This is a genomic window from bacterium, from assembly GCA_037128595.1.
Taxonomy (GTDB): domain Bacteria; phylum Verrucomicrobiota; class Kiritimatiellia; order CAIKKV01; family CAITUY01; genus JAABPW01.
Map to the genome: position 1 here is coordinate 21,419 of JBAXWB010000013.1, position 19,341 is coordinate 40,759.

Here is a 19,341-nt window from a genome sequence, read left to right on the forward strand (position 1 = left end):
TCCATGGGGGTGTAGCATATGGCCCTCATGATGAAAAAAATCTTTTTGTTTTTAGTGGTGGGGCTGATGGTCGCTGGGGCGGCCGGGATGGTGTTTAAAAATCGGCGGGCAGCGGGCGACGCCACGGCCATGGCGGTCAAGGCCAAGCAGGCCCCCGTTCCTGTCCTGTTGTCCGCGGTAACAACCCAGGCGGTGCCGGTGGAAGTCAGCACCTTCGGGACCGTGGAGCCCCTCACGACCGTCGCGGTGAAATCCCAGATAACCGGAATTCTGGCAAAAGTGTTGTTTTCAGAGGGCCAGACGGTTCAGGCGGGGGCGCTTCTGTTTGAGCTCGATCCCCGTGGCCCGGAGGCCGCCCTGAAGCAGGCCGAGGCGGCATTGGACAAGGATCGGATTCAATGCGCGAATGCCGTCAAGGAGGCGGGCCGCATGGACCTCCTGTCGAAAAAGGGGTTTGTAGCACAGGAACTTCGTGACCAAACGCAAACGGCGGCAGAAATGCTGCAGGCCATGGTGCGTTCGGATGAAGCGGCGGTGGACAATACCCGTCTTCAGTTGAGCTATTGTTCCCTCCGGTCGCCTGTTTCGGGACGGACCGGAACTCTATTGATCCACCAGGGTAATTTGGTCAAGGCGGATGATGCCACCCTGGTCACTATCAATCGGCTTGACCCGATCCTGGTGCGGTTTGCCCTGCCACAAAGGGAATTGGCCGCGGTCCAGCAACGGATGGAGCAGGGGGGCTTAACACTCATGGCGACGCCGCAGGGCATTGACTCACTGGCGGTGACGGGCGCTGTGACGTTTGTTGATAATGCCGTGGATCAGGCAACCGGAACCATTCAACTTAAGGCCCGGTTCGAAAACCGCCAGGCGGCCTTGTGGCCCGGCCAGTTTGTAAAAGTAGTGCTTCGGCTGGCGTTGCAGGAGAATGCGGTGGTGATTCCCGAATCGGCGGTGTTGTTGGGTCAGCAGGGGGCTTATGTCTATGTGGTGGATCGGAGTAGCGCCGTCTCAGTCCGTCCCGTGACCGTGGACCGTACGGTGGCCGGAATGTCTGTTATTGCTTCCGGCCTCTTGCCCGGCGAGGTGATTGTGACCGATGGTCAACTTCGGCTCAAACCTGGTTCACTCGTGAAACCAAGGGGCTCGTCTCCGGTAGGCCGACCATGAATCTGGCTGCACCCTTCATCCGCCGCCCTGTGATGACCACCTTGTCCGTGATGGGGTTGGCGATTTTTGGCATAATCGCGTATCAGCAGCTTCCCGTGAGCGACCTGCCGAATGTCGATTATCCGACCATTCAGGTTTCTGCTGCCCTCCGGGGCGGAACGCCGGAGACTATGGCCGCGGCGGTGGCCACTCCACTTGAGAAGGAATTTTCCACCATTGCCGGTCTGGACTCCATGAATTCTGCCAGCGCCCAGGGCAGTTCGCAGATTACGCTTCAGTTTGTGTTAAGCCGCGACTTGGATGCCGCGGCCCTGGATGTCCAGGCGGCGATCGCCCGGGCCATGCGATACCTTCCCCCGCAGATGGATACCCCGCCCTCCTATCAAAAAGTGAATCCCGCGGACCAGCCTATCCTGTATCTGGCCCTGACCAGTCCCACCCTGCCGCTTTACGAAGTCGATGAATATGCGGAAACGTTCCTGGCTCAGAATATTTCGATGGTCGACGGGGTGGCCCAGGTGGCGGTGTACGGCTCCCAGAAATTTGCAGTCCGGGTCCAGCTGGATCCCCATGCGCTGGCGGTGCGGGGGATTGGGTTGGACGAGGTGGCCGGTGCGATCCAGACCGGGAATGTGAACCTGCCGACCGGCATTCTCTATGGTCCCAATCGGGCGTTTGCCGTGCAGGCGGATGGACAACTGTCCAAGGCGCAGGACTACCGCTCCCTGATTGTCACCTACCGGAAGGGCGCGCCGGTGCGTCTGGAGGAACTGGCCACGGTTCTGGACAGTGTTGAAAACAACAAGGTCGCGGCGTGGTACTGCACCAGTAACCAGATGCAGCGCTCCATTGTCCTTGCGGTGCAACGCCAGCCGGGAAAGAACACCGTTGAGGTGGCGGCCAATGTCCGCGCCTTGCTTAAAAAACTGAACGCCGACCTGCCTGCGGCCGTGTCCATGGAGGTGCTGGTTGATGCCAGCGAGTCCATCAAGGCCTCGTTTGAGGACGTTAAATTCACGCTGTTCCTCACGCTGGGGCTGGTGGTCCTGGTCATATTTATCTTCCTGAGGAATGTGTCCGCCACGCTGATTCCCAGCTTGGCCCTGCCGATGTCCATGGTCGGCACATTTGTGGTGATGTCGACGTTGAATTACAGCCTCGATAACCTGTCCTTGATGGCGCTGACGCTGGCGCTGGGATTTGTGGTGGATGATGCCATTGTGGTGCTGGAAAACATTGTACGCCACCGGGAAATGGGCAAGGACGGGTTTACGGCGGCATTGGACGGGACGCAGGAGATCAGTTTCACGATTGTGTCGATGACCATCTCGCTGGCTGCGGTGTTCATTCCCGTTCTGTTCATGGGCGGGGTCGTGGGGCGCTTATTCCGTGAATTTGCGGTCACCATCGGGGCGGCGGTATTGGTATCCGGCGTGATTTCCCTGACGCTGGTTCCCATGCTTAGCGCCCGGTTTGTCGGCGCTTCGGCCCACGGCGGACATGGTCGGCTCTACCAGGTCATGGAGGCCGGATTTGAGGGGATGTTGCAGTGGTATGCTGCTGGCCTGCGCTGGTCGCTCGATCATGGGCGGACTATGCTCATCCTGGCCTTTTTCACCCTGATCACCACAGGGGTCCTGTTCTGGGTGGTTCCCAAGGGATTCATGGCGAGTGAGGATCGCGGCCGCATCAACGTGACCACGGAGGCCATTGAAGGGATTTCCTTTGACTCGATGGTGATGCATCAGAATGAGATGATCCGGATCCTCCAGGATGATCCCAATATCCAGGGCTTTGTTTCCAGTGCCGGCGCCAGAGGAAGCGGCGGCGGGAATACCGGCCGGTTTATTGTGAACCTGAAGCCACGTAAAGATCGCCGGATGACCACGGATGAGGTCGTCCAATCCCTGCGGGGCAAGCTGTCCGGTGTCCCCGGCATCCGGGCGTTTCCGGTAAATCCCCCCCTGATCAATATCGGCGGACGTTCGTCAAAAAGCCAATATCAGTATACCCTCTCGGGCACCGATACGGCTGAATTGTACCGCTCTGCGGACCGGTTGATGGAGCGTCTCCGTGAGTTGCCGATGCTTCAGGACGTGACGAGCGACCTGCAGTTGAAAAACCCTCAGTTGAATGTGGAGATTAACCGCGACCTGGCCTCCTCGCTCCAGATTACGGCGGACCAGATTGAGACGACGCTTTTCAACGCCTACAGTAGCCGGCAGGTCTCCACCATCCTTTCCCCGAACAATCAGTATGCCGTCATTCTTGAAATGCTACCCCGCTATCAGGCGGATCCCTCGGTGCTGTCGTGGCTTCATATCCGGGCCGGGGATGGACGGCTGATTCCGCTCGATGCCGTGGCGCGATTGAAGTCTGACGTGGGACCGGTGACTATCAATCATTCCGGGCAGATGCCTTCCGTAACGATTTCTTTCGATATCCGGCCCGGGGTCGCCCTTGGCGAGGCGGTCGATCAGGTGAACGGGGTGGCCGGCGAGGTTCTGCCTCCGAATATCCGTACGATGTTTCAGGGGACGGCGCAGGTCTTCCAGTCTTCTTTCAAGGGGATGGGGTGGCTACTGGCGCTGGCGGTCCTCGTGATTTATATTGTCCTGGGGATCTTGTATGAGAATTTTTTCCATCCTGTAACCATCCTGTCCGCCTTGCCTTTTGCCGGAGTAGGCGCCTTGTTGACCTTGATGGTGTTTGGCGCCGAACTGTCGATTTTCGCCTTTGTGGGCATCATCATGCTGGTGGGGTTGGTGAAGAAGAATGGCATCATCATGGTCGATTTTGCCATTGCGGCCCGCCGCGATCAGGGCAAATCCGCCCGCGATGCCATTTATGATGCCTGCCTAGTGCGGTTCCGCCCGATTATGATGACGACGATGGCGGCGCTGGCCGCGGCGATCCCGATTGCCATTGGATATGGGGCTGGCGGCGAGGCCCGGCGCCCCCTGGGATTGACCGTCGTCGGGGGCTTGTTGTTTTCTCAGACCCTGACCTTATTCGTCACCCCGGTCTTTTATCTTTATATGGAACGGTTGCAGGCGGTTATCGCGAAAAAAAAGCGCGATTGATTCGCATTAAGGGTTGAGTGTATCTCTGAGTTGTGGGGCGGATGTCCCCATCCGCCTGTCTGAGGGTCCAACGGGCAACAAGGCGGATGGGGACATCCGCCCCACAGGGGGGGAGCCAAAAACACAGGGGTGCACCCGCCACCATTTTAAACATTCCGTGAATTCTGTCTGATTATCTTGAGTCTGCTGAATGTTTAGATGTCTGCCCTGTGAAACCAACCTTGACCTGACGGCCTGATTGCCGCAAAATCACCTATATAAGAGATTCTTGTCCATAACCTGGGGGATAAGCCTGTGGAATCCAGTAATACTATTGAGCGATCTGGGCCGGTGATATCCAGTCAGGGGCTGGCGATTGCAGCGGCGGGAATAGGTGTCCTGGCATTATTGGGATGGCTCCTTCATCTCCCGCGGTTGGCCAGCTTCGGGCTGGATTTTATCCCTATGGCACCGAGTACGGCGGTGATGTTGGTGTTTTATGGATCGGCGATATATTTACATGCACGGGCCCCCCAAGAATGTCACACCGCCTGGTGTGCTACAGTAGGAGGACTGGGTGCCATCATGGCCCTTCTCTTGTTCGTGATGGCCTGCATGAACATTCACTGGGCGGGTGAGCACTTTTGGGTTGCTATTGACGGAATGGATCGTGCTTCGACTGCCGGGCACATGTCCGCCGTAACGGCGTTTTGCTTTGTTCTGGTGAGTTTGTCCTTTCTGACGTTGCTGGTATCTGGGCTAAATCATTCTTGGCTCGGTATTTTTGGATTGGTTTGTGCCGCATTCATTACAGGGATTTGCCTTGTTTTCCTGCTGGCGTATCTTTTTGGAACGCCATTGCTTTACGGGGGAAGATTTATACCACCTGCGCTCAACACGCTGCTGGCGATTGCGCTATTGAGTATTGCGCTTCTGATTCTCATTCTGAATCCGCCCGCATATCGTGCCCGACGTTTCCTGGAAGTCTCTGAAATCGTGATCATTCTCCTTCTCGTGTTTGCTTTTTTGGCCGCGGGGATCATCACCACCGGCTACCTTTCGTATCGGCAATATGAACAGAAGTTTCGCGGTGGGGTGAATCAACAGATTGAGTCTATTGTTGAACTGAAAGCGAATGAACTGACCCAGTGGCGTAAGGAACGTTTGAAGGATGGCGCCCATCTGTTCGGAAACCCTGTTTTTTCCTCACTTGTGCGGCGTTTTTTCGAGAACCCGAAAGATACAGAAGTCTCACGGGGGCTTGAGGTCTGGATGAGCAACCATGTTAGTGAGGTCGGGTATTACCAGCTTGTCTTGTTCGATACCCAGGGGGTCAATCGGCTGACGGTCCCTTCCAATCGCACAACGGTGGATCCATTTGTCGCGCAGCATATACCGGAGCTTTTAAGTGCCCGTTGTGTGATGTTCCGTGATTTCTACCGGAACGAATACGATCAACGCGTCTATTTGGATGTACTGGTGCCTATCTTCGATGCAGCTGATACGAATCGGTCGCTGGGGTTGCTGGTGATGCGTATTGACCCGGAAGTCTATCTGTATCCTTTCATTAGCCGTTGGCCAACTCTTAGCGTGAGTGCCGAAACGTTGCTTGTTCGCCGTGAAGGGAGTGAAGTGGTGTTTCTGAATAAACTCCGGTTTGACACGAATACCGCGTTGAATTTGCGTGAACCTATCGATCGTCCCGCTCTGCCGGCTGCTCAGGCGGCCCGCGGGGTGGAAGGCATCATGGATGGGATTGATTACCGTGGGGTACCGGTGGTGGCCGCCTTGCGAACCATCCCTGACTCACCCTGGTCGTTGGTCGCACGTATGGATTCGGCGGAAGTGTATACCCCGATCAGGGAACGGCTTTGGCAGGTGGTCGTCATGGTGGGGGCGTTGATCTTATGTGCAGGGGCGTTTGTGAGCTTGATCTGGCGACGACAGCGTCTCCTGTTCTACAAGGAACAAGTGTCGTCGGTGGATAGCGTCCGGGAAGCCAAGGAGTATCTGGAGAATCTGATTACCCACGCCAACGCCCCGATCATTGTCTGGGATCCGCAATTCCATATCACCCGGTTCAATGAGGCGTTCGAGTCACTTACCGGGCGAAAAGCAGTGGACGTCGTGGGGGGGCCATTGGAGATTCTGTTCCCGCCCGCGCAAGTCGCTAATTCCATGGAGTTGATCAGGAAAACACTGGGGGGTGAACGGTGGGAGTCGGTGGAGATCAGTATTCAGCATTGCGATGGCTCTCTCCGGACCGTGTTATGGAACTCGGCCACCATTTATGCGGCGGATGGCAAAACCCCCATGGCGGCCATCGCGCAAGGCCATGATATCACCAAGCGGAAACGGGCAGAGCAGTACTTAATGGAGAGCGAGAGTAAATACCACTCGCTGATTGACAACATGACCGAGGGCGTGGCCCTGCATGAGATCATTTGTGACCAAAATGGAAAGGCAGTGAACTACCGGATTGTGGATGTCAATCCTGCCTTTGAAAAGCAAACAGGGATCGCCGTCACTGAAGCTCTTGGGCGACTCGCGACAGAACTCTATCATGTCGATACCGCTCCTTTTTTGGATATTTATGACCGCGTGGTCCGGACGGGGACCCCGTGCACGTTTGAGACTGAGAATCCTGTGCTCAATAAGAAGTTTACCATTTCAGTGTATTCCCCCAAGCCGGGTTGGTTCGCCACGATTTTTACCGATATCACCCAGCGTTTGAAACTGAACGAAGCGAATGCCCGGTTGGCAACCGCCGTCGAGCAGGCGGCGGAGACCGTCGTCATCACGGATGCCGACGGCGCCATTCTCTACGCCAATCCCGCGTTTGAGAAGACCACGGGCTATACCCTCACGGAAGCCCTTGGTCAGAATCCGCGAATATTGAAAAGCGGAAAGCATGATGCGGAGTTCTACCGTCATATGTGGGAGGTTTTGAATGCTGGCAAGGTATGGACAGGCCGCATCACAAACAAGCGTAAGGACGGGACAATTTATGAGGAGGATGCCAGCCTCTCCCCGGTGTTGGATGCCGCGGGAAAGATCGTTAATTTTGTTGGCGTGAAACGCGATATCACCCGTGAGTCGCAACTGGAACAGCAGATTCTCCAAGCCCAGAAAATGGAGGCGATTGGCCGCCTGGCAGGTGGGGTGGCGCATGATTTCAACAACATTCTTGCGGTCGTCCTCATGAATGCGTCGGAGCTGAGCGATGATGCCAATGCCACGCCGGCCCAGACCGAAGGGCTCAATGAAATTATCCAGGCCGCTGAACGGGGCGCCAACCTCACCCGGCAGATGCTGACCTTCAGTCGCCGTCAGGTCATGCAGATGCGCACATTGGATCTTAACGATGTGGTGGTCGGGGTTACCAAGATGCTCCAGCGGATCATTGGCGAAGACATTGTGCTGCAAACCCGCTTGGCGCCTGATGATATGCTGGTGTGGGGCGATTCAGGGATGATTGAGCAGGTTCTGCTGAATCTGGCGGTGAATGCCCGTGACGCCATGCCGGAGGGCGGTCATCTCACTATGGAGTTGGGTAACTGCGTCGTGGATGAACTCTCGGCCAAAGCCCACAAGGGCAAGGCTGGGGATTTTGTTCTCCTGACCGTGCGGGATGACGGATTCGGCATATCGCAGGAACATCTGTCACATATTTTTGAACCGTTCTACACCACCAAAGCGGCAGGCAAAGGGACTGGCCTGGGGCTGGCCACCTTGCATGGGATTGTGGAGCAGCATCATGGCTGGGTGGTCGTTGAAAGCGAAGTGGGTCAGGGCACGGCCTTCTTTATTTATTTTCCACGATTGTTGATGACAAAGCAGGTTGGTGACGAGCCAGCGGCACTCGTGAGCGTAAATGGGGGAACTGAAACGATTCTGGTGGTGGAAGATGAGAAGTCATTGAGAACGCTGGCGGTTCGTATTTTGAAGCATAGTGGTTACCATGTGCTGGAAGCGTCCGATGGGGCGGAGGCTCTCAAGGTGTGGCGTGAGCATCATCTTGAGGTCGATTTACTGGTGACGGATATCATTATGCCCGGGGGGATTTCAGGAGGCAAACTGGCTGATCAGTTACGGGCCGAAAAGCCCGGGCTCAAGGTCATCTACATGAGTGGCTATTCCGGAGAAGTAGCGGGGACCGGTCTGAACTTGCGCGAAGGCCGGCAGTTTCTGCAAAAACCATTTCCTCCGTCCAAACTTGTCCAGACGGTACGGGAATACCTGGACGCCGTTTAAGGTTGCCCGGCAATCAGGGAGCCACCGGCGGAAAGTCGTTGCCGGAGGGCCTTCGGGTCCACGTCACCAATCGAGGTGTTCTTTTCCAGCGCCATTACACAGGCGACCCCGGCCGCTTCGCCGGTCTGGTTCATGTTGACCATGACCCTGAGCGCACTGAAGGCGAGGGGGTCCGCATCCAACATGCGGCCGGCGAGGACGAGATTGGGGATACGTCCCGGGACAAGACTCCTGAAAGGAATTTGATAGAAGGTTGGATTTTCAGCTATGGGTTCCCGCCATCGGGCCTTGCGCGCCGGCTGGCCTCGTTCGGTAATAATCTCCTCGCTCCCGTCCAGATAGCGGAATGTGATGCCCGGCCCGGCTGAATGGTGGATGTCCACCCGGTAGGATCCGTTGGCAATGGAGTCCGGGAAAGGCCGCCCGTAGAGCACATCATCACCTGTGATCCGATATGCGGTGGTTATGCGTCTTGTTTCACGTGCCCCAATGGTTGCCGCCAGGTCGACCAGGGTGACCGGTGAGTCGGGGGGGCCGTATTTCCGGATCACATCCATGATGGCGCGCACCTGACGGCGCCCCTCGATTTCCGCGTAGGACAGCTGATCCCCGAGAGAGGTATCGGCTCCAAAGACGTGGGTGTCGGCCCGGAGTTCAATATCGGGAAGGTGGGGAATGGGGGAGCCCCAGCCCCAGTCTTTTTTAAGTCCGAACTCATGGCCGTGCTCGTGTACGGCGGCTTGCCAGTCGAACGGGCCCAGGTTTCTGAGCCCGTATAGCTTCGAACAGGTGGTGGGAGGTTGCAGGGAGGAGGGGGATTCGGACGGCAACCCCAGATCAAGCGCCAGATCGGCATCCCCGGTCGCATCCACAAAATAGCGTGCCCGGATGGCCTGACGCCCGTTTTTGTTCTCGATGATCACCGCTTGAAGTTCCGGCCCAAGCGTGATTGGGGCGGTATAGAAGGTGTGGAGAAAGGGTGTGATGTGGTGTTCCATCACCAGTTCATCCAACTCAATCTTTAACTCCTCGGTGTTGAGCCGGTACGCATTGATCCAGTCGCCGGTTTCAGTCACTGCGTCCCGTTTTTTCAGCCGTTCAATGACTTCAAGGGTGAGGCCGCCGATGATGGGGCGTTGTTGGGTGGTATCCCGGAGACTGTGCCAGATGTTAACGGATCCGGCCGTGGCCACTCCCCCGAAACAATTTTGTTTTTCGATGATGGCCACCTTTGCCCCGAGGCGGGCGGCGCGGACGGCGGCAAACACTCCCGTGCAACTTCCCCCGATGACACAGATATCGGTTTCAAGCACGACCGGAATGTCGCGGCCGGGTTCACGGATCATGGGTGGGATACGGTTCATGAGGGGGAGCGCGCAGAGTGGCTTTACTTAATGGCACTAAAATTTCCCGAATAGGTGCCGGTTCCTGTGGGAGTGGTCAGGGTTCCCTGAATGGAGCCTGCGATACGGTTATTGATCACTGTGCCCAGATATTGAATTTCGCCCGTCCCGTTGGTTTCCGTTACGGAGGTGACCAGAAGGAAGTTGGCTCCTGAAAGCCTGCCTTCGAGATGGTGGCCTTCAGACAGGGTATCGCTACTGACCAGGTTATTTGCATCGATCGAGATCGACATGCTATGCGCAGAGCAACTGGAGCTGCTGCCTGGCGGCTGGACGCAGAGGGTGACGTTTCCATTGTAGGTGCCGGCGGCATTCGTGGTGGTGCCATCAGAAGAACTGCTGCCTCCACCGCCCCCCCCACCGCCGCCCGCCAACGCGAGGACTGCCCCGCCGGCCAGAACGACTCCGCCGGCAATCAGGGCGGGTTTGGTCCATGAATGGCCTTTCGCTTCCGGTGCTGGCGAGGTTGCCGCTGGGGACCCGGTGTTTTTCACCGCGATAGTGTACCAGGGGGTTTCCACGGTGGCATCTGCGGCATTCCGTGCTTCGATATAGTAAAGGATCTGGTTAAGCCCGGTGGTTATGTCCGCAGACAAGGTCCCCGTGAACCAGCCTGCTCCCGAGTGTTGCATGGCGACTTTATAAGGGGCGGCATCACGTGAGACGGCATAGTACAGGGTGACCGTTTTCACAGGTTGGTCCCCTGATTTCACCAGTGCCCGGAAAAGGACCTCCTGCCCCTTTACCGCCAGGGTGATGGGGGAATGTTCGATCTGGAGGGCTTCCGCTGAAACCGGACGCGCCGCTAGGGCTCCGAACAGGACAACCAAAGATAATTGCATTAAACGTGAGTATTTCCACTTCATGACAGACTTCCTTCGTACAATAAAATAGATCCACCGAAAAAGGTAAGCTGATTCAAGGGGGGCGGCAAGAAGATAAATTCCGGGGCCTTACTCATTCCTCAACGCCTCGGAGGGGGAAATCCGGGCGGCGGCACGGGCGGGCCAGTAGCTGAATACGACGCCAAGAAACAAGCCCGACAGGAGAGGAATGGCGAGAACGGCAGAACCGAGGTGGATGGGGAGGGGGCTCCAGGCCAGGGTGAGCTTCAGGAGGATCCAGGCGCCCCCCGTGCCGGCCAGGGTGGCGGCCAGGGTGATTAACAAGGCTTCGCACATGAACAAGATGCCAATATCGGATGGGGAGGCGCCCAGCGCGCGGCGCAAGCCGATCTCAGGAACGCGGGTTTGGACCCCTGTCAGGAGCAGACTGGTCAGGGTCAGGCCTCCCAGAATCAGGCAGAGGCAAACAATCGTTCCGCCTGCCAACATGATCAGCCGTTGGTAACGGATGAGGCGATGGACCAGGGTTTGTGGGGTGACCCATGAAAGCCCTTCCACGGTCTGGTCCGGCTGAAGCATCAACGTTTCCGTCCGCCGGATCAGGGCATCGAAATGAGCGGGGACCGATCCCTTGATGAAGATGGAGTCCAGCCGGGTGGCGGCGGGCACCGGTGCAGTGGACCAGCAGGCGGGCACGCTCCATGGGACCAACAGCAGGCGGTTCCCGGGCGTCACGGCGCGTTGGGTATCGCTGGCTTCGAGTGTGCCGGTGTCGATTTCCGCAATCCCGATCACACGGAAAGGGACGTTCCGGAGGCGCACCGTACCGCCGACTGCGAGGGTCATCGCCTGGGCCAAGGCGGTGCTAGCGATGGCGCACCGGGACCGGTCCCGGATGTCCGTGGTGTCAAAGGGGCGGCCCTGAACGATGCGCCAGGGGCGGACTTGAAAGAGTGTCTCGTCCGTTGCCGCGAGGACCGCACCCGGGGGAAGTCCCGCCGCCGTGGCATCCTCAAGTCGCAATCCTGTGACGATGGCTTCCGGCAGATTGACGGCGAGACACTCGGAGTGTAGGCGGGAAAGCAGGGAGCGTTCCATCGGGTGTGACGTCTCCGGGGGTTGGACGAGCCCGAACACGTTAACACCCAGTTCCCTGATCATCAGGTGTGTTTTTTGATGGACCCCGCCCAGAATGGCCAGCAGGGATACCAGAGCCGCCATGCCGATGGAGAGGCTGGCAAACGAGAGTCCCGCGCGTGCCGGTTGGGCGCGGGTGCCTTCGCCAATGTCATGTATGAGAGCCATCCAGCGCATGAGGTTACTCCGTCAATGGCGTTTCAATAACCGTTCCGTCCCGGCAGACGAGACTCCGGTTACAGTATTTTAAAAGGGCTGGGTTATGGGTGGCCAGAAGGATGGTGATTCCACGCCGGTTCAGCTTCTGGAAACAGGTCATCACGCCTTCCGCGGAATCCCGGTCAAGGTTCCCGGTGGGCTCGTCGACGAGGAGCAGGTCGGGTGGTTCGGCCACGGCGCGGGCGATCGCCGTGCGTTGCATTTCCCCGCCCGAAAGAAGCCGCGCCGGCTGGTCGGCATGCGGGGTGAGGTTCATTTCCTCAAGGGCCTGTCGCGCGAGGCTTACCGCCCGGGCCCGCGGGACATCGAGGTAGCGGAATCGGAAAAGGACATTTTCCAGCACCGTCCGGTGGCTTAGGAGGCAGAACCGTTGAAACACCATTCCAATCCGGTGTTTGCGTAACCGGTTCATCCCGGGTTCATCCAGCGCCGACACCTCCTGTCCCCCAAACAGGATGGTGCCGGAAGTCGGACGATCCAGAAGGGCGGCCAGGTTCAGGAAGGTCGTTTTCCCGGAACCGGAGGGGCCGGTAAGGGCGACAAACTCGCCTGGATAGATCGCGAGGGTGACAGACTGGAGCACCCGGGTGGAGCCATGAGGCGTCGCGAAGGACTTGGATACATCCGTCAGGGTGAGAATGGGGAGTGGGCGGGATGGGGTCATGGCAGGATGAGCCGATCGCCGGGGGTGACGCCTTCAATGACTTCGTGATGCCGGGCATCACTCCACCCTATTTTCAGAAAGCGGGGTTCACTTCCCTTGAAGGTGCGTACCCGGCATGAGGCCTTGCCCTGATCCCACTGGACGGCCGCTCGCGGGATCAAGGTGGCATCGGCCCGGGTATAGGATCGCACTTCAACATGCAGCGACATACCGGGCCGCAGCCGCTCGTCCAATTGATCGATGCGGACCACCATCCGGAAGTATTTCTGCCAGGCCGGGTAGCCGGGTTGAGCTTGCGCCATGAGGCCGATGCTCTCCACTGTTGCGGCCAGATGGAGGTCAGGATATGCCAGTGGCGTGACAAGGGCGGGTTGGCCAGTCTGGACACGTGCCAGATCCGATTCGGGGATGAAACAGGGGACAATGAATTCATTCATATCCGGAATGCAGAGGAACGGCTGGTTGGGGTAGAGGGTGTCGCCAATCCGGACCGACCTGAATTCAGTACCGATATGCAGGGGGAGGTAGACGGCCAACCCGTCTGAAGGGGCGGTGATCACGCAGTTGGTGAATTGTTGTTGCGCCAGTGCCATTTGCTGGCGCGCCGCCTCTACCGCCGCCCGGGCTTGGGTGAGTTTGGCCGGGTGCAGGTGGGCGGTAGCAAGTGTCCGGTGCTGTTTGATTTGGGCCGTTTTGGCCTCCAGTCCGGCCAGTTTGGATTCCTGCTGATCAATCTCCCGGCGTGAAACCAGGTTGCGATCAACCAACTCGCGGGTGTCGGCGAGGATCTGTTTTTCCGTGGCGTACTGGTATTGGATGTCATTCAGTTGAATATCGAAATCCTGCATTTCCAAGGGGATCGTCGCCTGTTCCAGGGCATCTAATTCAGCCTCAGCCCGGGCAGATTCGCTTTTCAGTTTAACGAGATCCGTTTCCAACTGGGACCCATCCATGCGCACAAGAAGGTCGCCCCGCTTAACTTGCGCCCCTTCCGGAACTAATTCGATGAGGGTGGCGCGTCCTTGAAATCGCGAGAGGATAGTTTCCACGTGCCGGGCTTCGAGGGTGCCATCGCAGGGAGTCCATACGGTGAGCGGGCCGTGAATCACCAGGGGTTCGTCCCGGGTAACCGATTCGGTGGCGGTCGGGTTTCCGCAACCGCCGGCGAGGATGACTGCGCACCATAACAGGATGAGTGTTTTCATAAGGGGAGATCCGTGAAGCGGGGTTTAAGGGAGGGGGGGGCATCCGTGAGAGTGCCCATCAGACGTAGAAGGTTGTACCCGGTCATGCAGATCCGGGCCCGGGTTGAAAGGAGGGACGACTCGGCGTCAATAAAGGCGGTTTCGGCATCAGAGACGGCAAAGTTGTCGCCCCGCCCCATGGCGAACAGCCGGCCGGCAAGTTCAGTCCGGGCCTGGGCCGCTTCGTAATTCCGGCCCGCAATGGCGAATTCAGCACGGACTTGCCGGTAGGCTGAAACAGCCTGCTGGATTTCACGTGCCAGGGTTCTCATCTTGATATGAACGGCGGCCCAACCCGCCTCGACGTCCAATTCGGATGTGGACACTGCCGTTTTATCGCGGTGTTGCAGCAAATCCATCTGGCCGGCCAGTCCCACGGTCCAGAGGTTCTTATCGAGGGTGAGTGAGTCTGAAAAATCGGTATCCTGCCCATATTGCTGGCTTTCAGCCACCATGTAGAGGGCAGGTTCGAGTTTGTGTCTGGCCAGTTTAACCTGGCGTTGCAGGCTCCGGTAATCGTCAATGGATTGAGCGAAATCGAGGCGGTTGCTGAACGAGGTCTGGATGGCGATTTCCATGGGGGGGACATCCAGGTCGAGCAGGGGGGCTGGCGCCAGGGTGATGGGTTTTTCAGGCGGAAAGCCGAGTAGTTCGGCGAGTTCACGAGTGGCGGAAAAGAGCTCTTCCCGGTGGGCCTCCTGCCGGGATTGGGCCTGTCCATAGAGTAACTCGATTCGCAGCGTATCCACGTGTGAGGCACGCCCCTGCCGCTCGCGGATGCGGGTCAACTCACGCAGTTTATCGGTCCGTTCGAGAATGGCCTTGTCGCAGTCAATTTGTTTCTGGAGGCGGATAATGGTTTCGAATGAACGCACCACGTCCACAATGATGTCTGCTTTTTGCAGTTCCCAGCGGCGTTCCTCGGCGCGGAGCCGTTCACTGGCGGCCGTGATTCCTTCTTCGTTTACCAGTCGCCCAAAATCCCTGAACAACGGCTGCCTGACGTCCAGTTTGATGGCTGAGCGCCACGCCTCATCCACGACCGTGGGATAGTGGGTGGTTTCTGCGCCCAGGCCGATTTCGGTGCCCCACAGGAATTTCTTATGTGCCCTGATGCCTGAACGCCAGTCTGAGTTACCCTCGGTGTTGTTCAGGGTCCCGTTCGGGGAAAGTTCCGGGTCGAATTCCTGCCGGGCTGAGGTGACTCCCATGCGCTGCCGGTCTACGGCCAGACTGCCGTAGGCCAGCCGGGCATTATGGTGCAGGGCCGTTTGGATCGCCTCATCCAGTGCCAGCGGTTCGGCGGCACGGGATATCAGGGGAAGGCTCAACCACGCCAACACGTGAATCAACCGGCACTTCGGTCTCACTGAATTCCATCCTTCATGGTCGTGCGGTCGGGCATTTCCCGGTAGTACTGCGTGTGCTTCAGGGTGAGTTCCCATTGTTTGGCGTACTTGAGGAAGGCGCCGTAGGAAGACATGAGGGCAATCGTCAGGCCATGTTTCCCATCCCGGAATCCCTGTTTAAGGAAGTAGCCCTTGAAAAAACGGGCCAGGGGGTGGATGATCATTTCGATCCAATGGAACCGGCGGCCTTGCACAAAGCGCTGTTGGGCCGTGATGGTTGAAAACCGGTTGAGCGTATGGATGTGGTCGGCGAGATCATCATAGGTGTAGTGCCAGATAGGGTTCTTCAAGCGCCTGACGGGGCCGCGCACGACGACTTTGTCATGGGGCTCCTGGCCCTCGGTCCGTCCGTAGTCTTTTTTGAAAAGGCGCAGTTTGACGTCAGGATACCATTCGCCATGGCGGATCCAACGGCCCAGATAGAACACCTGGCGGGGAAATTCGTAACCGATGATCCGGGTGTTTTCAGAGTCCAGCGCCACGAGGATTTCGTCACGCAGAGCGGGGGACATTTCCTCATCGGAGTCCATAAACAGGATCCAGGGATGTTGCGCAAAACTTCGGACCGTATTGCGCTGGCCCACGTAGCCCAGCCATTGTCGCTGATACACCTTATCAGTATACTGGCGACAGATTTCCACGGTGCGATCCGTGCTGAAGCTGTCGAGTACAATCAGTTCATCGCACCAGGTCAGGCTGTTGAGGCACTGTCCGATTTTCTTTTCTTCATTGAATGCTAAAACACACGCTGAAATTTTCTCTCGCATAATGATCTATCCGACAGGGTGTCCGGCTGTCAGGGCGCCGGTGGTGGGCTGCCCCCCTCTGGGGCGGGGGAATCGAATGTGGCAGGCAGATCCCTGGGCTGGCTGAGTTCAGCTTGAAGGATTCCCTGATAATAGACGCTGATATGAAATCCGTAATAGCGGGACGTGCGCACGGTAGGGGGCTGGGTGGCAAGTACCACATAAGAAGCCACCGCCGTTTTTTGTTCGGTGGCGAGCCATTTTCCCTGCACGGACACGTTCGCCGGTGTCCCCTGGGGAGAGGCCGGGATGAGCTGCCCGGAATGCGTGTCCTGATTTACGAAGATCACCTCCACCTTTACGGCTTCGGGGGACAGTTCCTTCTGTAATTCCGTGGCGATCAGCCGGATCGTGAGCAGCCTCATTTCCCTGAACTGATCGGTCTCCGGAAACTTATTGATCTCAACACTCGCGATTTTGATCAGGTTGGTGGCGGGGGGGGATATAGGCACGGGAGTCAGTATGGCGTTCGTCGTACGGGTCGTTCCGATTCCACTCAGAACCCTTGTTGCGTCTTCAAGTTCCTTTTCGGAAGCCGCGATGACCGCACTCGCCGGGTTAGCCTTTTCCCGGGGAGGTGCTTTCTCCGGGGTGGGTTCCGGAGGGGGCGTGATCACAGGCTTGATCACCACCGGCTCAGCCGGAGGCGGCTCCTTAACCGTCATCGCCGCCCGGGGTTCGGCAGGGCGAGGGGTCTCGACGGGCTGTTTTTTGACCGTTTCAGGGGGAGGGAGAGCGTTGCTCACGGCAGGGGTGGGCGGTTTGACTTCCGGCAGGGCGGTCGGCTGAGGCCGTTGAACTGGTGCAGGCTTTACCGGGGGAACCCTGGGGGCGAGGATGTGGTGCTCGCAGCGGGGAATAAAGATGAGCAGAAAGCCCACCAACAGGATCATGCCGCCACCGAAAATCCACGGTTTGCGGCGATTCGCCTTCTCCTCCTGATCCTCCGCCTCACTCTCCCGCTCAACCTCGGCCTGGACATAAGCCTGAATCAAAAAGCGGGTATGTCCGACTTCCACGACGTCCCCGTGTTTCAGGTGGGCCTCATGGACCTCCCGGTTATTGATCAGGAGCCGGTTCATGGACCCGAGATCGCGGATAAAAATGCCATCGTCGGGGTGTGCGATTTCAGCATGCGACAACGCGATTTCCGGGTCACTCAGCCGGATTTCACAGGTGGCCGCCCGGCCGATAATCATGGGCTCACGGGTGAGCGTAATTTGCTCACCTCGCCGATCCCCGCTAAGTATGATTAGTCTGTAAATCATGATTTGAAATACAGCATACACGACGGACCGGCAAGGTTGGAGCTTTTTTTATCGGGACTATCGTGCGGCCCAGAGCATGCCGCGCAGGACAATTTCGCGGGCTTCGGGAACCTCAAAGTCTTTATTGGTGTGACCCCAGCAGGCCACAAACACGCGGCCTTTGCCCCAGGTCTTGGTGTAGGCATAGGGCATGACGGTGCCCGCCTTGTAAAGATCAGGCTCGCCATACTCGCCGCTGAAGACCGTGCGACACAGGACATGAACACTGGGATCCACGTGAATGAAATACTGTTCAGTGTTGGGAATGGCGAAATGCGTTAAGCCCTTCACAATGGGATGCTGAGGGTCCATAATCTCGATTTTGCAGGAGGGAATGCAGTTGCCGGGATGCGCCACCCACTGTCCTCCGGTCATCCACTGGTACTCCGTGTGCTCCCGGAATGAGTCGATGATGCCGCCATGCCAGCCGGCAATTCCCGCCCCGGCCCGTACCGCGGCCAAGAGGCCTTCCGCCTGAGCCTTTTCAATCTTTCCCATGGTCCAGCACGGGACAATCAAGTCCTGGGCCGCCATCAGGTCTTTGTCCGCGTAACCGGCCATATTATCTGCCACTGTTACCTCGAACCCGCGTGCCGCCAGAAGAGGGGCAAATACATCTACGGACGCCTTGGGGGTGTGTCCATCCCAGCCGCCCCAAACCATAAGTGCTTTTTTCATTAATTTTATTCTTTCGTGTTGTGACATTAAGCGTCAAGCATTCCGGGCAACAGTCCCATCGGGAGAGCCGCAGGACGTTGACAGGTGCTGGTGAGCGTGATGGCTTTGCCTTTCGCCGAGGCGTCGGCGGCCGCCTCCATGGCGTCAAGGACATGGAAGGCCAGTTCACCACTCGCGCGGTGGGGACGCCCGGACCGGATGGCATTGGCCATATCGGCCACCCCGATGCTGCGACTGTTCTCCGTATAGCCATGCGTCAGGGGGACCTCCTGCCACTCCTTGCCTTTGCCGCCGATGCGGACAGGCCCGCCGAAGGTATTCGGATCCGGGACGCTCAGGGTGCCTTCGGTCCCATAAATCTCGATGCGCGGCACTTGCGCGGCCTTGCAGTCGAATGACATGATCATGGACCCGATCGCGCCCTGGGCGAAATCCAGCACCGTGGCGTAGTGGGTCAGTGCCTTGACCTTCATGATCTTGCCGTATTGAGGTTGACTGGTAATCATGCGTTCGGCATGCGTGGTGCGGGCCGAGCCGCTCACGCGGGTGATGGGGCCCAGGAGGTTGATGAGTGCCGTCAGGTAGTAGGGGCCCATGTCCAGCATCGGTCCGCCGCCCAGGTCGTAATAGAATTCCGGTTGCGGGTGCCAGCTCTCATGACCGGCACACATCATGAAGGCCGAGGCGGCCACGGGGGTGCCGATCCAGCCATCATCAATCAACTTCCGGCAGGTCTGGATGCCGCCACCGAAAAAGGTATCGGGCGCGGAGCCGACGCGGAGTTTTTTGGCTTTGGCCATTGCCAGAATCTTTTGTCCATCCCGGCGGGAGACGGCCAGCGGTTTTTCGCCATAGACATGCTTCCCGGCGGCGAGAGCGGCCAGCGCCACTTCCGCGTGGGCCTTGGGAATGGTCAGGTTGACCACAATGTCGATCTCCGGATCCGCCAGCAATTCCTTGACCGTGCAGCCCTTGGCAATATGAAATTCCTCCGCCTTGGCTTTCGCCCGCGCCGGGTCCAAATCCGCGCACGCCGCAATTTTAAGATTCTTGAAGGTTAGTCCGGCTTTAAAATAGGCCCCGCTGATATTGCCGCACCCGATAACGCCAATGTTGGTTTGAGTCACGCTGAGTCTCCCT

General features: G+C 58.0%; 13 protein-coding genes. 3 read left to right on the forward strand and 10 right to left on the reverse strand.

Features of this window, described 5'->3' with window-relative positions:
• Positions 1-27: 27 nt before the first annotated feature.
• The 3 genes from WCS52_09575 (at position 28) to WCS52_09585 (ending at position 8,489) form a co-directional block, all read left to right on the forward strand.
• A complete protein-coding gene (locus WCS52_09575; protein ID MEI6167431.1) occupies positions 28-1,173 on the forward strand; it encodes an efflux RND transporter periplasmic adaptor subunit in 1,146 nt (381 codons plus the stop codon).
• Positions 1,170-4,256: an efflux RND transporter permease subunit gene (locus WCS52_09580; protein ID MEI6167432.1), complete on the forward strand. Its 3,087-nt coding sequence runs from the start codon at positions 1,170-1,172 to the stop codon at positions 4,254-4,256. Before WCS52_09575 ends, WCS52_09580 begins: the two co-directional genes overlap by 4 nt.
• Positions 4,257-4,550: 294 nt before the next feature.
• Positions 4,551-8,489: a PAS domain S-box protein gene (locus WCS52_09585; GenBank protein ID MEI6167433.1), complete on the forward strand. Its 3,939-nt coding sequence runs from the start codon at positions 4,551-4,553 to the stop codon at positions 8,487-8,489.
• Here WCS52_09585 and WCS52_09590 read toward each other — a convergent pair.
• The 10 genes from WCS52_09590 to WCS52_09635 form a co-directional block, all read right to left on the reverse strand.
• Positions 8,486-9,835, reverse strand: a complete 1,350-nt coding sequence (locus tag WCS52_09590) for an FAD-dependent oxidoreductase (protein ID MEI6167434.1) — start codon at positions 9,833-9,835, stop codon at positions 8,486-8,488. The genes WCS52_09585 and WCS52_09590 overlap by 4 nt on opposite strands.
• Positions 9,836-9,876: 41 nt before the next feature.
• Positions 9,877-10,758 (reverse strand): hypothetical protein, encoded by an 882-nt coding sequence (locus tag WCS52_09595; protein ID MEI6167435.1) that lies wholly within the window; start codon positions 10,756-10,758, stop codon positions 9,877-9,879.
• Between the two features lie 87 nt (positions 10,759-10,845).
• Complete coding sequence (locus WCS52_09600) at positions 10,846-12,051, reverse strand: ABC transporter permease (GenBank protein ID MEI6167436.1); 1,206 nt, start codon at positions 12,049-12,051, stop codon at positions 10,846-10,848.
• A gap of 4 nt (positions 12,052-12,055) precedes the next feature.
• Positions 12,056-12,757 carry an ABC transporter ATP-binding protein gene (locus WCS52_09605; GenBank protein MEI6167437.1) on the reverse strand — a complete coding sequence of 234 codons (702 nt, stop codon included), beginning with the start codon at positions 12,755-12,757 and terminating at the stop codon, positions 12,056-12,058.
• Positions 12,754-13,962, reverse strand: a complete 1,209-nt coding sequence (locus WCS52_09610) for an efflux RND transporter periplasmic adaptor subunit (protein ID MEI6167438.1) — start codon at positions 13,960-13,962, stop codon at positions 12,754-12,756. Before WCS52_09610 ends, WCS52_09605 begins: the two co-directional genes overlap by 4 nt.
• The gene (locus WCS52_09615; protein ID MEI6167439.1) at positions 13,959-15,371 is read right to left on the reverse strand and encodes a TolC family protein; all 1,413 of its coding nucleotides are present in this window, start codon (positions 15,369-15,371) and stop codon (positions 13,959-13,961) included. Before WCS52_09615 ends, WCS52_09610 begins: the two co-directional genes overlap by 4 nt.
• Entirely contained in the window at positions 15,368-16,177 is an 810-nt protein-coding gene (locus WCS52_09620) for a glycosyltransferase family 2 protein (GenBank protein MEI6167440.1), read from the reverse strand. The genes WCS52_09615 and WCS52_09620 overlap by 4 nt, the downstream gene beginning before the upstream one ends.
• A gap of 29 nt (positions 16,178-16,206) precedes the next feature.
• Positions 16,207-17,484, reverse strand: a complete 1,278-nt coding sequence (locus WCS52_09625; protein MEI6167441.1) for an FHA domain-containing protein — start codon at positions 17,482-17,484, stop codon at positions 16,207-16,209.
• 57 nt (positions 17,485-17,541) lie between these two features.
• Entirely contained in the window at positions 17,542-18,201 is a 660-nt protein-coding gene (locus WCS52_09630; protein MEI6167442.1) for a ThuA domain-containing protein, read from the reverse strand.
• Positions 18,202-18,227: 26 nt separating this feature from the next.
• The gene (locus tag WCS52_09635; GenBank protein MEI6167443.1) at positions 18,228-19,328 is read right to left on the reverse strand and encodes a Gfo/Idh/MocA family oxidoreductase; all 1,101 of its coding nucleotides are present in this window, start codon (positions 19,326-19,328) and stop codon (positions 18,228-18,230) included.
• Between the last annotated feature and the right edge of the window lie 13 nt (positions 19,329-19,341).

Bases quoted from the DNA above. Each gene is read 5' to 3' on its own strand.
- WCS52_09600 (MEI6167436.1), bottom strand. From the start codon at position 12,051: ATGCGCTGGATGGCTCTCATACATGACATTGGCGAAGGCACCCGCGCC.
- WCS52_09590 (MEI6167434.1), bottom strand. From the start codon at position 9,835: ATGATCCGTGAACCCGGCCGCGACATTCCGGTCGTGCTTGAAACCGAT.
- WCS52_09625 (MEI6167441.1), bottom strand. From the start codon at position 17,484: ATGATTTACAGACTAATCATACTTAGCGGGGATCGGCGAGGTGAGCAA.
- WCS52_09595 (MEI6167435.1), bottom strand. From the start codon at position 10,758: ATGAAGTGGAAATACTCACGTTTAATGCAATTATCTTTGGTTGTCCTG.
- WCS52_09610 (MEI6167438.1), bottom strand. From the start codon at position 13,962: ATGAAAACACTCATCCTGTTATGGTGCGCAGTCATCCTCGCCGGCGGT.
- WCS52_09575 (MEI6167431.1), top strand. From the start codon at position 28: ATGATGAAAAAAATCTTTTTGTTTTTAGTGGTGGGGCTGATGGTCGCT.
- WCS52_09580 (MEI6167432.1), top strand. From the start codon at position 1,170: ATGAATCTGGCTGCACCCTTCATCCGCCGCCCTGTGATGACCACCTTG.
- WCS52_09620 (MEI6167440.1), bottom strand. From the start codon at position 16,177: ATGCGAGAGAAAATTTCAGCGTGTGTTTTAGCATTCAATGAAGAAAAG.
- WCS52_09605 (MEI6167437.1), bottom strand. From the start codon at position 12,757: ATGACCCCATCCCGCCCACTCCCCATTCTCACCCTGACGGATGTATCC.
- WCS52_09630 (MEI6167442.1), bottom strand. From the start codon at position 18,201: ATGAAAAAAGCACTTATGGTTTGGGGCGGCTGGGATGGACACACCCCC.